The following is an 18475-nucleotide window of genomic DNA, read 5'->3' as shown; positions in this document are numbered from 1 at the left end:
AGCGAGGCTGCCAGGGAGGGGATGACGATGTCGAGGGTGCCGGTGCCGGGCACGACGACGGTCTGCTCGTCGAGCGCGTCGAAGACGTCGTCGATCAGCCGCTGGGCCATGCGCGGGGCCTTGGGCCGGATCAGTTCGACGAGCCGTCGGCGGCCGGCCTTTCGCAGGGCGGCCGGGGAACCGTAGCGCTCCAGCAGCCAGGTGACGGCGGGGTGGTCCAGGCGCGGTCCGAGGACGCGTTCGAGGCTGGGGTGGAACTGGGTGAGCAGTCCGCGTATCCGGTTGGAGGTGCGGGTGGCCTCCGCGGAAAGGTCTTGGTCGAAGCCGACCAGCACGGTCAGCTCGGCGGTGATCTCGTCGGTGAGTTCCAGCGTGCGCAGGGTGTGCGGCATGGTGCGGGCCGCGTCCGCGATCACCGCGGCGTCCTTGGCGTCGGTCTTGGCCTCGCCCGGGTAGAGGTCGGCGATCCGCCGCATGGCCAGTCCGGGCAGGTAGGCGACCTGGCAGCCTGCATCCCGGGCCACGGTCAGCGGGAGGGCACCGATTGAGGCGGGCTGGTCCACGATCACCAGCACGGTGCCGAACTTCGCGGCCAGCTTGTCGAAGACGGCCCGCAGCTTCGGCTCGCTGTTGGGCAACTGCTTGTCGAAGACCTTCTTCCCGGCCGGGGTGAGCCCGTGGCCGTGATGGGTGCTCTTGCCGACGTCCAGGCCGAGGAACACGCCCACGTCTTCGGTGTCGAACATCGCGCCCTTCCCAGGGTGTTGACGGTGCCGGCCTCGGCAGTGGTGTCGTACGCGCGCATCCACGTTATGCAGACCTGCCGCCCGCGAACTGCCCGGCGTTGCGCCGGACCGGGCGGTGGCCGGACCTCTGATCAGCGTCTCCGACGGCACCTTCCGGGCCCGGTGACACCACCCCCCAGGTCATCCGTTCGACAGGGGGACACAGTCATGCCGGACCCGGAGGCCAGCGGCCCTCTTGCAGGACCGCGAAAAACATAACGGGGCGACGGCCCGCCCGCGGTGATCCCGCACTCCGGCCCCGGCCGTTTCGCGGCCCGGCCGGTCCCGGTGTCCCGTCTCACCCTCCAGCGGGTACGCCGTGCCCGCGGCGACGACCCGGGCGTGATCCCGGGCGACTGGCACGTGGCCGAACTGGACGACGCCGGCACGCCGGTCCGCCTCGCCGCCGCCCCGGCCGACCTGACACGCATCCTGCGCGAACTGCCCGCGCGGAGAACCCGCCCCGACCAACCGTCAGACCTGACCGCCCCGTGAGCCCTGTGAGACCCGACCGCCCCGAGAGACCGACCGCCCCGAGAGAGAAGAGAAGTCTGTGCAGATCACCGTCTCCACCGTGTCGTTGACCGTCGATGACGTGACCGCCTCGCAGCAGTTCTTCACCACACACCTCGGATACAAGGAGATCGCCGCCGCCGAAGGGTTCGCGTCACTGACCCGCGGCGGCTCGGCCGTCGACATCGTCCTGCTGCGCCGCGGCACCGAGATCCTGCCCGCCGGCCAACGCGACCAGCACGCCGCCGGGATCATCCTGGCCTTCACCGTCACCGGCATCGAGGAGGAGGAGCGGCGGCTGCGGGAGCAGGGGGCGGACATCACCATGCCGCTGCGCCAGGAACCGTGGGGCGAACGGCTCTTCCAGGTCACCGACCCCAGCGGCATCGTCGTCCAGCTCGTCGAGTGGGTGACTCCGGCCGGCGCGCCGGTGAACTAGCGGGAACCAGCATGGCACCGTAGGTGGACGCCGTACACCCCGGCGGTCCGGTCCGCGTGGGGACATAGGGACATAGGGACATGGGGGGCAACATCCACGTCCTGCGATATCCGTAGGTGTTCCGCCCCTCCCCTTTTGGGTGTCGGCCCCGATGGTGTGAGCGTCCTTGGCGGGTGAGGGTGTGATCAGCACACTTCACGGACTGCCCCGCTCCCGTCCTGCCGCAGAGGACCGCTCGCGGAACGGACCGCGCGGGCTGCCGACCCCTGAGAGGAGCCCACGACCTGATGCACGCGGCGACGCAGCGAACCGGCCTCACCGACGAACGGTCCGTCCCGGCCCCGCTGATGCTGCTGCTGTGCCGCTCGGCCGCCGCGTGGGAACGAACGCCCGAGGCCGCCGGAAGGGTGGGATCAGCGCCGAGCGGGTCGCGGTGAGCGTCACGGCACGGATGGCGGTGGTGGTCCTCGGAGTGGGCGTACCGGGTCGCTACCGCACCGGGCGGTGCGGTCCTCATGCCGCGCATCGGGGCCACCGACGTCTTCCTCTCCGCGTGACCCGATCACGTCATCACCGTGCCGCCGAACGCGCCGGTGACGATCCTGGTCCGCCGACGGCCCGGCGTTCCCTCGGTGCCGTACCTCGTGGCCGAGGTGACGGCCCGCAACGCCGACGGAGCCGCGACCCCCGTCGGGGACCCGCCCCCCATCGTGACCGGCCCCCGCGCGGACCTGCCGGCCGGCGACTTCCTCCTCCACACGACGCCGGTCACCGTCGTGCCGAAGATCGCGTTCGTCCCGCCTGCCGTGCGGCATCCGGCGCCCTCGGCGGTGGCCGCCAGCGGCGGACCGCTGCTCGTGGTGTCCCGTCCCGGCCCGGTGCCGTGGTCGAGGACGCGCGACGGGAGGCACCGGCGTTCATCACCGGACCGTTCGTCATGGCCCGCGCGACGATGCGGGCCGCCATGGCCTCCTCCGGGGGCGCCGGCGAGGCGGGCGTGCCGTGGTGGGCCTTCGCGCCCGGTGCGGGCCCCGTGGGCAACGTCACGATCATCGCCGCGTCGGCCCCTGTGGTGGTCATCGGCATCGCCGGGCGCGAGGGCCACCACATCTCGTCCCGGCAGTTCAGCCGCTACGGACTGATCGTCACCGCGGTCACCCGTCACTGTCGCGGCCGCGTATGTGTGGCTGCGCTACTTCGTCCTGGTGTGATCGTGAGGCACCGGACGCGCAAGGAGAGCAGATGCACCACACCGGCGACCGCGACGACACCTTCCCAGCGCTGCCCGACGACGCCTACCCGGCGCTGCCCGAGGACCCCTACCCGGCGCTCCGTGACGACGCCTCTCCAGCGCTGCCCGACGACGCCTCCCCACCGGTCCCTGCCGTGAGCGGGCGGTCGAGGAGAGGGCGATGGACGGACCGGACGACGAACGGCTGCACGAGATCGAGGCCCGGCTGCACCGCGAGGATCCCCGCTTCGCCCAGGCCCTCGGGCACGGCCGCCCCTGCCGGCCACGCGAGTACCGGCACACCCGGACCTGGCTGCTGCTCCTCGTCGCGCTGGCCGTGCTGGGTACCGGCATCGCCCTGGCCCACGGGCTGCTCATCGCCGCCGGGCTGGTCCTGGCCGGGGTCGCCGGCGAGATGTTCGACCCGCACCGCGGCGAGCGGATCCGCGGTGTCCGGCCGCCGGGCGAGTACTGACCGCGGCTGCCGCACACCCTCCGCTTGCGCCGACCGCGGGGCCGGGAACGGCACGGGAACCGAGCGATGACGCTGTCCGAGCTGTATGTGGCACTGCTGATCGGCGGCGCCGTGCTGCTGGCCAGCATCGCCGCCGCCCGCACCGCCCACCGCGTCGGTCTGCCCAGCCTGCTGCTGTTCCTGGCGGTCGGTGTGGTCGCCGGCGAGGACGGGCTCGGTCTGGAGTTCGACGACGCCCAGCTGGCACAGGCACTGGGCACCGCGGCGCTGGGCCTGATCCTCATCGAGGGCGGCCTGAGCACCCGGTGGGACGACGTCCGGCGCCAGCTGGCCCCCGCCGGCGTGCTCGCCACCGTGGGCGTGGCCCTCTCGGTCGTGGTGACCGCCACCGGCGCGCACTTCCTGCTGGGCATGGACTGGCAGCCGGCGCTGCTGCTCGCGGCGATCGTCTCCTCCACCGACGCCGCCGCCGTGTTCGCCGTCCTGCGCGCGCTGCCGATGCCCCAGAAACTGCGCGGACTGGTGGAGGCGGAGTCCGGCTTCAACGACGCCCCGACGATCATCCTGGTCATGGTGTTCTCCACCGCCGCCGGCGATCTGCCCGGCCCCGGGCCGCTCCTGCTCAACCTGCTCTACCAGCTCGCGGTGGGCGGCACCCTGGGCGTGCTGGTCGGCTTCCTGGGCGTCGCCGCGCTGCGGCACATCGCCCTGCCCGCCACCGGGCTGTACCCGCTGGCCACGGTCGGTTTCGGCGTCATCGCCTTCGCCGCCGCCGGAGCGGTCAACGCCAGCGGCATCATCGCCGCCTACCTGTCCGGCATGGTGCTGGGCAACGCCCAGCTGCCGCACCGCGCCGCCACCCGTTCCTTCGCCGAAGGCGTCGGCTGGCTGGCCCAGATCGGCCTGTTCGTCATGCTCGGCCTGCTGGTCGACCCCAGCGAACTGCCCGCCGCGATCATCCCGGCCCTCGTCATCGGATCGGTGCTGCTGCTGGTCGCCCGCCCGATCTCGGTCACGCTCTGTCTGCTGCCCTTCCCTGTCCCCTGGCGCGAGCAGACGTTCATCTCCTGGGCGGGGCTGCGCGGCGCGGTGCCCATCGTGCTGACCACGTTCCCCATCGTCGCGGGGGTCGCCGGTGCGGGCGAGGTGCTCAACATCGTGTTCGTCCTCGTGATCATGTTCACCCTTATCCAGGGCCCCACCCTGCCCGCCGTCGCCCGGCGCCTGGGACTGGTCCGTACGGGTGTGCTGCGGGAGATCCAGGTGGAGACCGCGCCCCTCGACGTCCTGGACGCCGACCTGCTCACCGTCGGTATTCCGGAGGGGTCCCGGCTGCACGGCGTCGCCGTCTTCGAGCTGCGGCTGCCGCCCCCGACCGTCGTCACCCTGATCGTCCGGGGCGGCGTCACCCTCGTCCCCGACCGGGAGACCGTGCTGCGCTCCGGCGACGAGCTCCTACTCATCACGACCCCGCTGACCCGCGAGGCGGCGGAACGCCGGCTGCGGGCCGTCGGACGCAGCGGCAAACTGGCGCGCTGGCACGGTGAACACGGGTCTCCGAGCGTTTCCGACGGATAACCGGGCGAACGCGACGCACAGCTGATTCGTTGGCCGTCGTGGCCGTCGTGGCCGTCGTGGCCGTCGTGGCCGTCGTGGCGGCGTGCATGCCGCGCCGACCGCGTACCCGCCGTATCGTGCCTGCCGCACCGGCGAGCCGGCCGCGGCCCCCGCGGACTACGACGACCGGGTCGCCCGGGGCATCAACGCCGGCCGAGAATACCCGCGGCGACCCCGACACCCTCATGCGTGCCGATCACGATCAGGGTGTCGCCGCCGGCCAGCCGGAAGTCGGGCCCGGGGGAGGGGATGGCCTCCGTCCGGCGCAGTACGGCGACGATGGACACGCCGGTCTCCGTACGCATCCGGGTGTCGCCCAGCAGCCGCCCGTTCCAGTGGGACGTCGCCGGCAGTTCGAGCCGCTCGGCGACCAGCCCCAGCTCGGCCGTCGCCAGCAGGTTCGGGCTGTGGTGGGCGGGCATCACGGCGTCGATGACGGCCCCCGCCTCCTCGGCGGTCATCCGCAGGGACATCACGGTGGCGTCCGGGTCGTCCGCGCGGTCCTCGCTCAGCGTCCGGGACCCGTCGAGATGGGCGATCACCGACAGCCGCCGCCCCTCCCGCGTGGTCAGGTCGTACCGCACACCGATCCCCGGCAACGGTGTGTGCCCCATGCGCGCGGCGCCGCCCATGACCGTCCCCCTGCAAATGTGAGTGTCCCTACGGGCCATGACCGACGGCACCATACGGCACTCCGGGGACTCTTCGTAATCCGCCCCGGGCCACGGGTTTTCCCGCTCTCCGCGCGGCACGCCACCCCGGCGGTTCGCACCGCGGACACCCAGCGGGACGGCGGCGGACGGCGTGTGCCGTGGGTCCGACGAGCTGCGATCCGCCGGCGCCGTCGCCCGCCGTGACCGGCGCCGCAGCACCCACGGCGGGGATACGGTCCAGCCTCACCGCGTGAGTCGCACTCCGGCGGCAATCACGGCAATGGCCGCAAAAGCGGCGAACATGATGGAATGGCATGTTTCGCCAAAGCGGCTACGGCGGAGGGGACGGTCAATAGAGTCCAAACGTGCCTGCTTATGAAACATCGGTTCGTTTCTCCGTGCTGGGGCCGGTCCGGGCATGGCGCGGCGAACAGGAACTGGACCTCGGATCGCCGCAGCAACGCGTGGTGCTCGCGGCGCTGTTGCTGAGCCGCGGGCGCCCTCTCGCGCTCGGTGAGCTCATCCGCGCCGTCTGGGGCGAGGAGCCGCCGACGGCCGCCGTGTCGGTGCTGCGCACCTATGTGTCGCGCCTGCGCAAGATCCTGGAACCCGGACGGAACCAGGGTGAGCCGCCCCGGCTGCTCGTCTCGGTCGGCGACGGCTACCTGCTCCGGATCCAGGAGGACGCCCTGGACCTCGCCGTGTTCGAGCGACGGGTCGCGGAGGCCAGGAAGCGGCAGACCGAAGGCGAGCTGTCCGCCGCCGCGGAACCGCTGCCCGCCGGCTGCCGGCCGCTGGAGTTCACGACGCGCGAGGACGCCGTGGAGTGGTGCGAGAGGGAGCGGGCCAACCTGGTCGGCGCCGTGCACCAGGCCGCGGGGTCCGGACGGCGGCCGGGCATCGCATGGCGGCTGCCCGCCGTTCTGTGGGGGTTCTTCTACCTCCGCAGCCATGCGCACGACTGGCTCGACACCACCACCACCACCGGGCTGGCCGCGGCCCGCGCCGCCGGGGACCGTACGGGCGAGGCCCAGGGGCTCGCGGACAGGTCGGCGGCGCTGCGCGACTCCGGCAGGCTGGAGGAGGCCATCACCCCCCTGCGCCAGGCCATGACGATCTTCAGGGAGCTCGGGCACACGGAGGGCCGGGCCTCCACGGTGGCCAACCTGGGCGACGCGTACCTGCTCTCCGGCCACCTGCGCAAGGCCGTCGAGTACACCCGCCGGGGACTGGTCATCGCGCGGGCCACCGGCAACGCAGCGAGGGCATCGCGCTGACCAATCTGGGCGACGCGTACAGCGGCTCGGCCGGTTCGACGAGGCCGTCGCATGTCTGCAACAGGCACTGACCCTTCTGCGTATGCACGACAACCGATGGTTCGAAGGCGTGGCCCTCGACATCCTCGGCACGGTGTACCGCCGGCTCCACCGCTACGACGACGCGGCCGAGTACTACCACCAGGCACTCAAGACCCACCGGGACATCGGGAACGATGGGGTGAGGGCCACACCCTCGGCAACCTCGGAGACGCCCAGTTGGGTGCCGACGAACCCGAGGCGGCGCGCAGCAGCTGGATGGAGGCCCTGGCGATCTTCTCGGACTGCGACCACGCGGACGCCGAGAAGATCCGTGAGCGACTCGACCGGCTCGACTGACTCCTCTCCTCCGACCGGGGCGCCGGTTCCCGCGCGGGGCGGCCGGCACCCGTACAACGCACGACAGGTGAGGACGGTTCACCTCTTGGGCCGACGGGGATTCCGCCCGTGCCGGACGTCGCCCCGCTCCCTGGATTGAACCCCTCGGCGCCGCCGCCCGTTGTGCCCTGCCCAGCCCGGCCGCCGCGCCCGGCCCCCGATGTACGCGCCGTACAACGGCCGTCAATCGGATGTGGAACGTTCCCAGTGACACTCGGTGCCCCGGAGGCACCGGACTCCGCCCGGCACGACAGCCAGACCCGACTGGACGAAGAGGCAAAGGCCCACAGTTCCGAAGGTCCCAAGGTCCGAAGGTCCCCAGGTCCGACAGGACGGATCCGGTCCCCCAAGGAGCTGGAGCACACCATGAACGTGACGGTCATCGGATCGGCGAGCGCCGCGTCACCCGACGAACGGGCCTTGCGCAACCTCTACGTGGAGCACGGCCCCGCGCTGTACGTGTACGTGCTGCGCCTGCTGGGCGGGGACACCCACCGCACGGAGGACGTCATCCAGGAGACGCTGCTGCGCTGCTGGGTCAAGCGGAACCTGGTCGACGACGTGGGCATGGCGGTACGCCCCTGGATGTTCCGCGTCGCCCGCAACCTGGTCATCGACGGGCACCGCGCCCGCGCGGCCAGACCGGTGGAGATCGGCGGCGCCGGATGGCTCGCCGAACTCGGCGGCGAGGCGGACGACATCGAACGCATGCTGTCCTCCATGGTGCTCAGGGACGCCCTCCGGGCCCTCACCCCCGCACACCGCGAAGCCCTGCACGCCACCTACATAGCCGACCGCACCACCCAGCAGGCCGCCAGAACCCTGGGCGTCCCCCAGGGCACGGTGAAGTCCCGCGTCTACTACGCCCTGCGCAGCCTGAGAGCAGCCCTGGAGGAACGGGGCGTGAACTGACCGGCCGGACCGCCCGCACGCCGCGGGCCGCCCCTTCCCCGCCGCGCACGGCCGGTCGGTCAGCGGGGCACCGGCGCCCGCATCGCGTCGGCGATCCAGCCGTAAGGAAGGGATCCGGCGTCCCCCTCGGCGGCCGCGGTCCCGTTGATCAGCGACACCAGGGACAGATACCGGCCGTGGGTGTCGTCGTAGACGGGGCTCTCCGAAACGGCGTCCTCCTCGGCGATCTGCCGAAGGATCTCGGGCACCTGCCGGTACCCATCGGCCATCCGGTCGCGGACGTCCGCGGTGAGAGGTCTGCCGGTCCAGCCACGTGCGGACCGCGTCACGGAACACCGGGTCCCGCACCAGGTCGGCCAGCTCGATCCAGGCCTCGAGCTGCGCGGCCGAGGGATCGGCGGGAAGCACCGGACGCGCCGCCGACAACCGCTGGACGAAGCCTTCGGGCACCTCCAGCCCTTCCCCGACGTCGTTCCAGAACGAGTCGACGACCTCTGCACGCTCCTCGTCGGTCATCGAGACGAGCTTGTGCATCAGGCCGGCCCGGGCCGTCGCGTCCCCCTGCCTGATCAGGGTCCTGAGGACCGCGCGCCTGGCCCGCAGGGTGCGCTCCTGACGCTCGACGACGCGCAGGTGCGTGGCGAGCAGTTCGCGCAGGGTCGTACGGCCGTCGAGCAGCCGACGGATCTCGTCCAGATCGGCACCCAACTCACGGAGTGTCCGCACGAGTTCCAGGCGGGCGACGGCATCGATGTCGTACATCCGGTGCCCCGCCGCGTTCACCCCCGTGGGCTCGACGATCCCACGGTCGCCAGAGAAGCGGACGGCACTCACACTCAGCCCACTGCGGCGCGCGGCGTCCCCGATGGAGTACAGCTCCTCATCGCTCATGCCACCACGCTCCTACCTCGACCCACTTGAGACGCAAGCCCACGGGGGCCGCCTCTCCGCCGCCCCTCGAACCGACCAGAGGCCGCCGAGCCTCGTCCAGCACTCCTCGCACAGGTACTCGGATGTGACTGACTACCACGTGCTCTGGTCGCCCGCGCGGTGAACCGGAATCCTCGAGGCATGCGAAGACGACTGCTGAAGCCGGGCAACCGCCTGCTGGTGCTCCCCGCACTGACGCTGGTGACTCTGGGGGCGTGGGCCGCCTGGCTGGGCTGGGACCAGCGTCACGACGTGCAACCCGATGGTTCCGAGACCGGCCCCTACGAGGCGTGGCAGGTGATCGGACTGGTGCTGACTCTGTTGGCGCCGGTGTACTGGGCGGCATCCCGGCGCCACATCGCAGACGCTGTGATCGGGACCACCGCCGGCCTGACCGTCGCCGCCTCCTACGACTGGTCGGACGACGCCAGCGGCCTCTTCGTGGTCGGCGTGGGAATGGTCCTGGTGGGAAGCCTCATCGCGACCACCGTCGCCTCCACCGTGATCGCCGCCGCAACCCGAGAAAGCCCCGACCGTCCCCGCGGCCATGAAGAACCTCTTCGGCGCTGATCCCCAACGGTCCCAGCCACGCGGAACCGCTGGTCACCCAGACAGAACAGGTGAGGCACCTACTCCATTGAGTAGGTGCCTCACCTGGTACTTCTCTGTCGGGGTGGCGGGATTTGAACCCACGACCTCTTCGTCCCGAACGAAGCGCGCTGCCAAGCTGCGCTACACCCCGATTGTCGCTGCTGTCGCGGCGACGACGTTTACTTTAGCCCACCGGTGCCTAGAGACGAAATCCGGTTTTCGAGTGGCGGCGGACCGGGTTCGGGCGGGCGTGGTCCAGGGCCACGAGGAGGACGGCCAGGGCGTAGAAGGAGAGGCCGACGAGGAGGGCGTTCGCGAGGACGCTCCGGTAGCCGTGGCGGGCTACGTCGAGGAAGGGGTAGAGGTAGCGGGACGGGGAGCCGGGGAGGAGTTCGCCCCGGACGAGGGTGAAGGCCAGGTAGGCCAGGGGGTAGAGGAGCCAGGTCGCGGCCCGGCGGAGGTGCATGCGGGCCGGTGGGGAGAGGAGCAGCCAGTCCAGCAGCGCGGCGACGGGGAGCACCGTGTGCAGGGTGTCGGCGGCGAGGGGGGCCAGCCAGGAAGGCCCTGCGGGTGTGGTCGTCATCGAGAAGCGGGGGGTGGCGTCCGCGAGGAGCAGATGGTGGACCAGGGCCGCCATGACGATGTAGAGGAGGGCCGCTCCGGCGACGGCGCCCGGCAGGGGGTGGCGGGCGAACCACGCACGGCGGGCCGAGGCGAGCATGACCACGGCCAGCACGACCGCGCTCTGGATCGCGAAGTAGCCGAGGACCCGGGCCGGGCTGCCGAGAAGGATCTCGACCAGCACCGCGCCCGTGGCCACCAGCGCCAGTGTCAGGCGGTACGCCGCCGCCACCGGACGCCGTACCAGCGGTACGACGGCTCTGGCGGGGACGGCGGAGGGGAGCAGCCGGGGCCTCGTACGCGGGAGGGCGGGGAGGTCCGGGATGTCCCTGGGTATCGGGGCGGTCATGCGTCCCAGCGTGCGCGGACGGGTGAGGTCCGGCGACGCGGGTGGGCCGGACGGGTTACCGGTGGCCGCCCTGGTCGCGGTCCACGAGGGTGAGCAGGGTCGCCTCCGGGGGGCATGCGAAGCGGACCGGGGTGTAGCGGCTGGTGCCGCAGCCCGCCGAGACGTGCAGGTAGGCCGTGCGGCCCTCCGACGTGTGCGTGGAGAGGCCCTTCACGCGGTCCGTGTCGAGGTCGCAGTTGGTGACCAGGGCGCCGTAGAAGGGGATGCAGAGCTGGCCGCCGTGGGTGTGGCCGGCCAGGATCAGGGGGTAGCCGTCGGCGCTGAAGGAGTCCAGGGCGCGCAGGTAGGGGGCGTGGACGACGCCCATGGAGAAGTCCGCGGCGGCCGAGGGGCCGCCGGCCACCTCCGGGTAGCGGTCGCGCTTGATGTGCGGGTCGTCCAGGCCGGTCAGCTCGACCGACGCGCCCTCGGTCTTCAGGGTGCCCCTGGTGTTCGTCAGGTTCAGCCAGCCCGCGGAGTCGAATCCGTCCCGCAGGTCCTCCCACGGGTTGTGGACCGCGCCGACCACCGGCGGGTTGCCGTTCAGGCCGTGGCGGCCGTGGAGCTTCTCGATCAGGTAGCGGCCGGGGTTGCGCGGTGTGGGGCCGTAGTAGTCGTTGGAGCCGAAGACGTACGCGCCCGGGAACTCCATCAGGGGGCCCAGCGCGTCGAGGACCTCGGGGACGGCCTCGGGGTCGGACAGGTTGTCGCCCGTGTTGATCACGAAGTCGGGGCGCAGGCCCGCGAGGGAGCGCAGCCAGCGCTGCTTCTTGCGCTGCCCGCCGACCATGTGGATGTCGGAGACCTGCAGTACGCGCAGAGGGCGCATCCCGGAGGGCAGGACGGGGACGGTCACCCGTCGGAGGCGGAAGGAGCGGGCCTCGAAGCCCGCCGCGTACAGCAGCCCGGCAGCGCCGGCCGCCGTGATTCCCAGGGGGATTCCGTATCGCGCGCGCATGCGTCCATCGTGTCAGACCGTGGACGTCCCGCCGAACGCCCCTGGCGCCAGGGGGCCTTAAATCAGCAGGCGTTCTCCTTCCCGTACCTGCGACAATCAAGTCATGACCACGCTCAAGTCCAAGCTGCACGGCGACCTCAACGCCGCGATCAAGGAGCGCGACGAGCTCCGTTCCTCCACCCTCCGGCTGACGCTCGCCGCGATCACCAAGGAGGAGGTCGCGGGCAGGGAGAAGCGCGAGCTCTCCGACGACGAGGTGCAGAAGGTGATCACCCGCGAGGCGAAGAAGCGCCGCGAGGCCGCGGAGGCCTTCTCGCAGGGTGGGCGCCCCGAGCAGTCCGAGCGGGAGAAGGCGGAGGGCGAGGTGCTGGCCGCGTACCTGCCCAAGCAGCTGTCCGACGAGGAGCTGAACTCGATCGTCGCCCAGGCGGTGGAGGAGGCGAAGGCGGCGGGTGCGGAAGGCCCCCGGGCCATGGGCGCCGTGATGAAGATCGTGAACCCGAAGGTGGCCGGGCAGGCGGAGGGCGGCCGGGTGGCGGCCGTGGTGAAGAAGCTGCTGGCCGGCTGAGCCCGGTCCCGCCGCACGCGTTTGAGGGGTGTCTCGAACGCGGTCACGCCTGAGGCCGCGCCCCCGGGCACTGCGGTGAACGAACGGCCCCTTCCCCCGGCATACGGGGGAAGGGGCCGTTCGGCGTGGTGCTGGGGCCGGACCGGTCAGTCGCGTCCTCCGGGCCCGTTCCCCGGGCCCTGGATGAAGCCCTCCGGGATGGAGAAGGTCGGGTCCGGCTCGTCGCCTCCCGGGCCGCCGTTGCCTCCGCCGTTTCCGCCCCCGTTGCCGCCCCCGCCGATCAGGCCGCCGATGAGACCGCCGTCACCGTTGTTGCCGTCGTCCCGGTCCTCGTCGCGGTCCTTGTCACGGTCCTTGACGTCCGGGATGTTCACGAGGTTGAAGGGCGGGGACTCCTTGCCCGACAGGGCGCCGGTCATGGCGTCCTTCCAGATCGGGCCGGGGACCGCGCCACCGAAGACGAGCGGGTGGGGGACGCCGCCGATCGTGATGTCCCTCATCTCGACCTTCTGCGAGGCGCTGCCGACCCAGACGGCGCCCGACATGTTCGGCGTGTACCCGACGAACCAGGCGTTCTTGCGCTCGTCCGTCGTACCCGTCTTGCCGGCGTTGGCCCGGTCGCTCAGGCCGGCCGCCTGGCCCGTACCGGAGTCGACCACGCCCTGCAGCAAGGTGTTCACCGTGTCCGCGGTGTTCTCGCTCATCGCGCGGGAGCACGTCGACTTCGGCACCTCGAGCGACTCCCGGTCGTCACCGACCTTCTGGGTGATCGACTCGATGGCGACCGGGGTGCAGTACATGCCGCGCGAGGCGAAGGCGGCGTACGCGCTCGCCATCGTCAGGGGCGAGAGACCGGTGGAACCGAGGGTCATCGAGGAGGGGACCTCGGGGACCTTCTCCCCGTTGCCCTGGACCACGTCGAGCTTGTCGAGGAGGGTCACCACCGGGCACATGCCGATGTCCTCGATCATCTGCACGAAGTAGGTGTTGACCGACTTGGCCATCGCGTCCTTGAGCGCGTACGGGCCCACCTCGGACTCGTTCTCGTTCTCGAGTTTGTAGTCGCCGTCGTTCACCCAGGGCTTGTCGCACCCGCGTACGGTCGCCGGGTACGGCATCTCGTACGGTGCCGAGTAGCTCTGGGTCGGCGGCCTGCCCTCCTCGATGGCCGCGGCCGCCACGAACGGCTTGAACGTCGAGCCCGTCGGGAAGCCGAAGTTCGAGCCGCCCCAGGCGTGGTCGACCGAGAAGTTGATCTCTGTCTCGTTCTTGCCGTAGCCGTACGGCTTCGACTGGCCCATCGCGACGATCCTGCCGGTGCCGGGCTCGACCAGCGTGCTCGCCGCGGCGACCTTGTCGGACTGGTAGACGTGGTCCTTGAGCGACTGCTGTACCGACTTCTGCGCCTGCGGGTCGAGCGTCGTACGAATCGTCAGGCCGCCCTGGTTCCAGATCTTCGCCCGGTCCTCCCGGGTCTTGCCGAAGACCGGGTCGCCGAGGAAGACCTCCTTCACGTACTTGCAGAAGAAGCCCGCGCCCTTGGACGCCGTGATGCAGCCGCTCTTCGGCTTGCTGACGTCCAGGCCCAGCGGGCTCCTCGCCGCCTTGTCGGCCTCCTCGCGGGAGACGTCGCCGACCTCGGCCATCCGCTGCAGGACGACATTGCGCCGCTTCTTCGCCTCCGTCTCGTCGTTGACCGGGTCATAACGGCTCGGCGACTGGACGAGCCCGGCGAGGAGGGCCGACTCCTGGAGGTTGAGATCCTTGGCGTGCTTGGAGAAGTAGCGCCGGGCGGCGGCCTCGACCCCGTAGGCCTGCTGGCCGAAGAAGGTGATGTTCAGGTAGTTCTCGAGGATCTTCTTCTTGCCCAGCTCCTCCTCGACCTGGATCGCGTACTTCAGTTCGCGGATCTTGCGGCCGATGGTCTGCTGGGTGGCCTGCGCGACCTTCGTCGGGTCGTCGCCCGCCTCCTCGACGAACACGTTCTTCACGTACTGCTGGGTGAGCGTGGACGCTCCCTCGGAGACCTCTCCCCTGCGCGCGTTGCTGTTGAGCGCGCGCAGGACGCCCTTCAGGTCGACCGCGCCGTGCTGGTAGAAGCGCGAGTCCTCGATCGCGACGATCGCCTTCTGCAGGTACGGCGAGATGTCCTTGAGCTCAACCACCGTGCGGTCACGCGAGTAGACGGTGGCGATCTGTCCGCCGTCGGCATCGAGGATGGTGGTGCGCTGGCTCAGCGGCGGCGTCTTGAGATTGGCCGGGAGCTCGTCGAAGCTCTCCACCGATCCCTTGGCCGCCAGGCCGAGCGCGCCCACGGCGGGCAGCGCGATGCCGGCCATGACGGCCCCCGCGAGGACACTGACACCGAGGAACTTGGCGGCCTGCTGCGTGGGAGACAGACCACCGCCCGAGCGCTTCTTTGGCATGGGAGCAGCCTACGTTCTCATTCGCCGGACAAGCGTATATGCCTTGGCCTAAGCTGCACTTAACTGTCACAGCAGTGAGGCCACGTATCAATACGTCCGGCGACCCCGAATCGTTCCGGATCTCTTCGACTTTCTTCATATGAGTTCCGTCGAAGGGTGTTGAGCTCGTGTCCGGATCCACCTCGTGTGTCACGTGGTGTCCGCTGTGACGCAACTGAATTGACCCCGAATGCCCCCTTTGCCCCGCATGTCGCCCCCTCACTCCCCCGGGTGATCTGCCGCTTACCCATAGTCCGTTCGGACCATTCAAGATTGGGCCCGCTGGGGGTGTTGCGCTGTGCCCGCCTTCCGTAACGTCCTCAACTGGCGGCGGTGAATATGCCGCTGCCGCCGTGGGGGAGCCTCGATTCGGGAGAGGACGGCGCCGGTATGGGCTGGGTTACCGACTGGAGTGCGCAGGCCGCCTGCCGCACTACCGATCCGGATGAACTGTTTGTTCAAGGAGCAGCGCAGAACAGGGCCAAGGCGGTGTGCACCGGATGTCCGGTGCGTACCGAATGCCTGGCCGACGCGCTGGACAACCGCGTCGAGTTCGGCGTATGGGGAGGCATGACGGAACGTGAGCGCCGCGCGCTGCTGCGCCGGCGGCCGACCGTGACCTCATGGCGCAGGCTGCTGGAGACCGCGCGCTCGGAGTACGAGCGGGGGACGGGTGTCGTGCCCCTCGACGACGACGAGGTGTACGAGAACTACGCCGCGGTGGGCTGAGGGCCCTCGGGGGGCCTTCGTCCGCCCGGTCCCCGTGCGAGGCGCGCTGGTTCACCGTGCGAGGCGCGCTGGATCCCGGAGGGGCGCGCGCCTGGTTCCCGCGAGGGAAGCGCTCGCCCCGGTGAGGGCCGGCCGAGGGTCGCGCGCACGTCGGCAACGGGCGCGCGCGAGCCCTGTGAGGGGTGCGTCCGACGCCTCAGGGCGCTTCGGTCTCGGGCAGCTCCGGCCGGTCGGCCGCGAGCCGGTCACCGATGTCCCGCAGCCCTGTGAGGTCGTGCACATCACCGGGCAGCGCGGCCACCTCGGTCACCGCCACCTCGGGGTGGAGCGCGGTGAAGCGGTCGCGTGTGCGCTGCTCGCGCGAGAGCAGCCGCATCCGCTCGGCGTGCAGCCTCAGCAGGCCCGCGGTGAGCCCTTCGGCGGACCGCTCCGGGTCCACGGCCGCCTCGGTGTCGTCCACGGTGGCGGGGGAGCCTTCCCCGGGGACGTCCTCGGCCGGTGATCCGGTCTGCCGAGCCGGAGCGCCGTTCGTCGCGGATGAAGCGGGAGATTCTGAACTGCCGTACGTGTCGGGAGAGTTACGAAGTCCAGCTTTCCCGCCCTCCTGATCCACAATGCGGGAGTCCTCAAGATTTTCCGCGGCCGACAGCGCCCGCTCCGCCGACAGCCGGTCCGCGCCGCTGCCGTGGACCCGGTTGAGCACCAGACCGGCGAGCGGCATGTCCTCCGCGGCCAGCCGCTCCACGAAGTACGCGGCCTCGCGCAGCGCGTCCCGCTCCGGGGCCGCCACGACCAGGAAAGCCGTCCCGGGTGCCTGGAGCAGCTTGTACGTGGCGTCCGCGCGCGTACGGAAACCCCCGAACATCGAGTCCATCGCGGCCACGAACGTCTGTACGTCCTTCAGCAGCTGACCGCCGAGCACCTTGCCCAGCGCGCCGGTCATCATCGACATCCCGACGTTCAGGAACTTCATCCCCGCGCGGCCGCCGGCCCTCGCCGGGGCCAGCAGTACGCGGATGAGCTTGCCGTCGAGGAAGGACCCGAGCCGCTTGGGCGCGTCCAGGAAGTCCAGCGCAGACCGGGAGGGCGGGGTGTCGACCACGATGAGGTCCCACTCGTCCCGGGACCGCAGCTGGCCCAGCTTCTCCATCGCCATGTACTCCTGCGTGCCCGCGAAGCCCGCCGAGAGCGACTGGTAGAAGGGGTTGCCCAGGATCGCGGAGGCCCGCTCGGGGTCCGCGTGCGCCTCGACGATCTCGTCGAAGGTGCGCTTCATGTCGAGCATCATCGCGTGCAGTTCGCCGCCCGCGGAGTCGTCGATGCCCTTCACCCGGCGCGGGGTGTTGTCGAGCGAGTCGATCCCCATGGACTGGGCGAGCCGGCGGGCCGGGTCGATGGTGAGGACCACCACCTTGCGTCCCCGCTCGGCCGCGCGCAGACCCAGCGCGGCCGCGGTGGTCGTCTTGCCGACCCCGCCCGAGCCGCAGCACACCACGATCCGGGTGCCCGGGTCGTCGAGCAGCGGGTCGATGGCGAGCGTGCGCGTGGGGGAGAGGTGGCGACGGGCCGGGTCGTGGGTCTGCGCCGGTTCCGGACGACGGCTCATGACTTCCCCTGCTTCCGGTGCTTCCGACTCGTGACGGGGGTGGTGCGGGTAGGGGCGGGGCTGGTGCTCGTAGGGGCGGAGGTGCGGGCGGGGACGGTGCCGGTACGGGCGGGAGGGGTGCCGGTACGGGCGGCGGTCGGGCTGGTACGGCGGGCGGCGGTCGGGCTGGTACGACGGGCGGCGGTCGGGCTGGTACGGCGGTGACGGAGGCAGGGGCGTGGCCGGGACGTGTCGAGGCGGCCGGTCATGAGACGTCCTGTCCGCGCAGCTTCCTCGCCAACGCGTAGAGGCCGGCCAGATCCATGCCCTCCGCGAGCAGCGGAAGTTCGTGCAACGGCACGTCGAGGTCCGCCAGCACGGCGCGCTGCTCCGTCTCCAGCGCGTACCGCTCGGCGTACTCCTCCGCCTGCGCGAGCAACGGATCCACCAGCCGCTCGGCATGTCCGCCACGCCGCGCGCCGCCGAGGCCGGCGGACGACAGTGCCCGCGCGACAGAGGAACGAGGGACCGCCGCCACGAGTTCCAGCGCCGCCGCGTCCAGTACCTGCGGCCGCACCATGTTCACGATGACGCGCCCCACCGGCAGGCCCGCCGCGCGCAGTTCCGCGATGCCGTCCGCCGTCTCCTGGACCGGCATCTCCTCCAGCAGCGTCACGAGGTGCACGGCCGTCTCCGGCGATTTCAGCACCCGCATGACCGCCTGCGCCTGATTGTGTATCGGCCCGATCTTGGCCAGCCCGGCGACCTCGTCGTTGACGTTGAGGAAACGGGTGATGCGGCCGGTCGGCGGCGCGTCCATCACGACGTAGTCGTAGACGAACCGGCCGCTCTTGTCCTTGCGCCGGACCGCCTCGCACGCCTTGCCGGTCAGCAGGACGTCCCGTACCCCCGGGGCGATGGTGGTCGCGAAGTCGATCGCGCCGAGTTTTCTCAGGGCCCGGCCCGCGCCGCCCAGTTTGTAGAACATCTGGAGGTAGTCCAGAAGGGCCAGTTCGGCGTCGATGGCGAGTGCGTACACCTCCCCGCCGCCCGGAGCGACGGCGATCTTCCGCTCCTCGTACGGCAGCGCCTCCGTCTCGAAGACCTGCGCGATGCCCTGTCGGCCCTCGACCTCGACGAGGAGCGTCCGCTTCCCCTCCGTGGCCAGGGCCAACGCGAGGGCGGCGGCCACCGTGGTCTTGCCGGTTCCGCCCTTGCCACTGACGACCTGGAGCCTGCTCACCCTTCGAGCCTAAATGCTCGCCGCTCGCCCCGGCGGCTCCGGGTGGCAGTTGCCGGAAGTCGCGCCCCGCGCGGTGGG

Annotated in this window: 17 protein-coding genes, 1 tRNA gene and 4 pseudogenes; 12 read left to right on the top strand and 10 right to left on the bottom strand. The window is 71.1% G+C overall.

The features are described 5' to 3' along the window. Positions 1 to 746: transposase (locus B9S61_RS39675; protein WP_146065055.1), on the bottom strand; the 746-nt coding region annotated here is incomplete at its 3' end. A 261-nt stretch (positions 747 to 1007) separates the two neighbouring features. Here B9S61_RS39675 and B9S61_RS39670 point away from each other — a divergent pair. The 6 genes and pseudogenes from B9S61_RS39670 to B9S61_RS39645 all read left to right on the top strand — a co-directional run. Further along, positions 1008 to 1280 (top strand): annotated as a pseudogene (locus tag B9S61_RS39670) (PH domain-containing protein); the annotation flags it as partial. Between the two features lie 58 nt (positions 1281 to 1338). Beyond that, a complete protein-coding gene (locus B9S61_RS39665) occupies positions 1339 to 1737 on the top strand; it encodes a VOC family protein (protein ID WP_103546572.1) in 399 nt (132 codons plus the stop codon). 575 nt (positions 1738 to 2312) lie between these two features. Beyond that, a pseudogene (locus B9S61_RS43655) lies at positions 2313 to 2522 on the top strand (SLC13 family permease); the annotation flags it as partial. Between the two features lie 98 nt (positions 2523 to 2620). After that, a complete protein-coding gene (locus B9S61_RS43650; RefSeq protein ID WP_374936282.1) occupies positions 2621 to 3127 on the top strand; it encodes a hypothetical protein in 507 nt (168 codons plus the stop codon). Between the two features lie 22 nt (positions 3128 to 3149). Further along, positions 3150 to 3443: a DUF3040 domain-containing protein gene (locus B9S61_RS39650; protein WP_103546570.1), complete on the top strand. Its 294-nt coding sequence runs from the start codon at positions 3150 to 3152 to the stop codon at positions 3441 to 3443. A gap of 66 nt (positions 3444 to 3509) precedes the next feature. Further along, positions 3510 to 5021, top strand: a complete 1512-nt coding sequence (locus B9S61_RS39645) for a potassium/proton antiporter (protein ID WP_103546569.1) — start codon at positions 3510 to 3512, stop codon at positions 5019 to 5021. A gap of 182 nt (positions 5022 to 5203) precedes the next feature. On the opposite strand, the gene B9S61_RS39640 is transcribed toward B9S61_RS39645, so the two are convergent. Next, positions 5204 to 5692: a cation:proton antiporter regulatory subunit gene (locus B9S61_RS39640; RefSeq protein ID WP_374936280.1), complete on the bottom strand. Its 489-nt coding sequence runs from the start codon at positions 5690 to 5692 to the stop codon at positions 5204 to 5206. A 386-nt stretch (positions 5693 to 6078) separates the two neighbouring features. On the opposite strand from B9S61_RS39640, the gene B9S61_RS39635 reads away from it, so the two are divergent. From B9S61_RS39635 to B9S61_RS39630, 3 genes and pseudogenes are all read left to right on the top strand, one after another. Then, on the top strand, positions 6079 to 6990 hold the full coding sequence (locus tag B9S61_RS39635; protein ID WP_258040130.1) for a winged helix-turn-helix domain-containing protein: 912 nt from the start codon (positions 6079 to 6081) through the stop codon (positions 6988 to 6990). A 55-nt stretch (positions 6991 to 7045) separates the two neighbouring features. Continuing rightward, a pseudogene (locus B9S61_RS43170) lies at positions 7046 to 7153 on the top strand (hypothetical protein); the annotation flags it as partial. Positions 7154 to 7773: 620 nt separating this feature from the next. After that, complete coding sequence (locus B9S61_RS39630) at positions 7774 to 8319, top strand: sigma-70 family RNA polymerase sigma factor (RefSeq protein WP_103546568.1); 546 nt, start codon at positions 7774 to 7776, stop codon at positions 8317 to 8319. A gap of 59 nt (positions 8320 to 8378) precedes the next feature. On the opposite strand, the gene B9S61_RS41885 is transcribed toward B9S61_RS39630, so the two are convergent. Beyond that, positions 8379 to 8648, bottom strand: coding sequence for a hypothetical protein (locus tag B9S61_RS41885; protein ID WP_219820015.1), 270 nt, complete (start codon positions 8646 to 8648; stop codon positions 8379 to 8381). Positions 8649 to 9048: 400 nt separating this feature from the next. Next, positions 9049 to 9210, bottom strand: a pseudogene (locus tag B9S61_RS43645) (MerR family transcriptional regulator); the annotation flags it as partial. Between the two features lie 180 nt (positions 9211 to 9390). On the opposite strand from B9S61_RS43645, the gene B9S61_RS39620 reads away from it, so the two are divergent. Next, positions 9391 to 9819, top strand: a complete 429-nt coding sequence (locus tag B9S61_RS39620; RefSeq protein WP_103546567.1) for a hypothetical protein — start codon at positions 9391 to 9393, stop codon at positions 9817 to 9819. 98 nt (positions 9820 to 9917) lie between these two features. Here the strand turns inward: B9S61_RS39620 and B9S61_RS39615 are convergent. The 3 genes from B9S61_RS39615 to B9S61_RS39605 form a co-directional block, all read right to left on the bottom strand. Further along, a tRNA-Pro gene (locus B9S61_RS39615) sits at positions 9918 to 9991 on the bottom strand. A 48-nt stretch (positions 9992 to 10039) separates the two neighbouring features. Further along, positions 10040 to 10810 (bottom strand): Pr6Pr family membrane protein, encoded by a 771-nt coding sequence (locus tag B9S61_RS39610; RefSeq protein WP_103546566.1) that lies wholly within the window; start codon positions 10808 to 10810, stop codon positions 10040 to 10042. Positions 10811 to 10865: 55 nt separating this feature from the next. Next, positions 10866 to 11807: a metallophosphoesterase gene (locus B9S61_RS39605; RefSeq protein WP_103546565.1), complete on the bottom strand. Its 942-nt coding sequence runs from the start codon at positions 11805 to 11807 to the stop codon at positions 10866 to 10868. Positions 11808 to 11910: 103 nt separating this feature from the next. Between B9S61_RS39605 and B9S61_RS39600 the strand changes: the two genes are divergently transcribed. Next, entirely contained in the window at positions 11911 to 12375 is a 465-nt protein-coding gene (locus B9S61_RS39600; protein ID WP_103546564.1) for a GatB/YqeY domain-containing protein, read from the top strand. Between the two features lie 146 nt (positions 12376 to 12521). Here B9S61_RS39600 and B9S61_RS39595 read toward each other — a convergent pair whose 3' ends face one another. After that, complete coding sequence (locus B9S61_RS39595; RefSeq protein ID WP_103546563.1) at positions 12522 to 14801, bottom strand: transglycosylase domain-containing protein; 2280 nt, start codon at positions 14799 to 14801, stop codon at positions 12522 to 12524. 429 nt (positions 14802 to 15230) lie between these two features. On the opposite strand from B9S61_RS39595, the gene wblA reads away from it, so the two are divergent. Further along, positions 15231 to 15569 carry a transcriptional regulator WblA gene (gene wblA / locus B9S61_RS39585; RefSeq protein WP_181007751.1) on the top strand — a complete coding sequence of 113 codons (339 nt, stop codon included), beginning with the start codon at positions 15231 to 15233 and terminating at the stop codon, positions 15567 to 15569. 196 nt (positions 15570 to 15765) lie between these two features. Here wblA and B9S61_RS39580 read toward each other — a convergent pair whose 3' ends face one another. After that, complete coding sequence (locus B9S61_RS39580) at positions 15766 to 17175, bottom strand: ArsA family ATPase (RefSeq protein WP_103546561.1); 1410 nt, start codon at positions 17173 to 17175, stop codon at positions 15766 to 15768. Between the two features lie 244 nt (positions 17176 to 17419). Beyond that, positions 17420 to 18397, bottom strand: a complete 978-nt coding sequence (locus tag B9S61_RS39570; RefSeq protein ID WP_103546559.1) for an ArsA-related P-loop ATPase — start codon at positions 18395 to 18397, stop codon at positions 17420 to 17422. Positions 18398 to 18475: the final 78 nt, after the last annotated feature.

Origin of the sequence: Streptomyces sp. SM1, from assembly GCF_002910825.1 — a bacterium.
GTDB classification, from domain to species: domain Bacteria; phylum Actinomycetota; class Actinomycetes; order Streptomycetales; family Streptomycetaceae; genus Streptomyces; species Streptomyces okerensis.
Note: the sequence above shows the minus strand (reverse complement) of the source record. Positions and strands in the feature narration are given on the sequence as shown.

Bases quoted from the DNA above. Each gene is read 5' to 3' on its own strand.
- B9S61_RS39645 (WP_103546569.1), top strand. From the start codon at position 3,510: ATGACGCTGTCCGAGCTGTATGTGGCACTGCTGATCGGCGGCGCCGTG.
- B9S61_RS39640 (WP_374936280.1), bottom strand. From the start codon at position 5,692: ATGGGCGGCGCCGCGCGCATGGGGCACACACCGTTGCCGGGGATCGGT.
- B9S61_RS39630 (WP_103546568.1), top strand. From the start codon at position 7,774: ATGAACGTGACGGTCATCGGATCGGCGAGCGCCGCGTCACCCGACGAA.
- B9S61_RS39595 (WP_103546563.1), bottom strand. From the start codon at position 14,801: ATGCCAAAGAAGCGCTCGGGCGGTGGTCTGTCTCCCACGCAGCAGGCC.
- B9S61_RS39600 (WP_103546564.1), top strand. From the start codon at position 11,911: ATGACCACGCTCAAGTCCAAGCTGCACGGCGACCTCAACGCCGCGATC.
- B9S61_RS39650 (WP_103546570.1), top strand. From the start codon at position 3,150: ATGGACGGACCGGACGACGAACGGCTGCACGAGATCGAGGCCCGGCTG.
- B9S61_RS39610 (WP_103546566.1), bottom strand. From the start codon at position 10,810: ATGACCGCCCCGATACCCAGGGACATCCCGGACCTCCCCGCCCTCCCG.
- wblA (WP_181007751.1), top strand. From the start codon at position 15,231: ATGGGCTGGGTTACCGACTGGAGTGCGCAGGCCGCCTGCCGCACTACC.
- B9S61_RS39605 (WP_103546565.1), bottom strand. From the start codon at position 11,807: ATGCGCGCGCGATACGGAATCCCCCTGGGAATCACGGCGGCCGGCGCT.
- B9S61_RS39620 (WP_103546567.1), top strand. From the start codon at position 9,391: ATGCGAAGACGACTGCTGAAGCCGGGCAACCGCCTGCTGGTGCTCCCC.
- B9S61_RS39580 (WP_103546561.1), bottom strand. From the start codon at position 17,175: ATGAGCCGTCGTCCGGAACCGGCGCAGACCCACGACCCGGCCCGTCGC.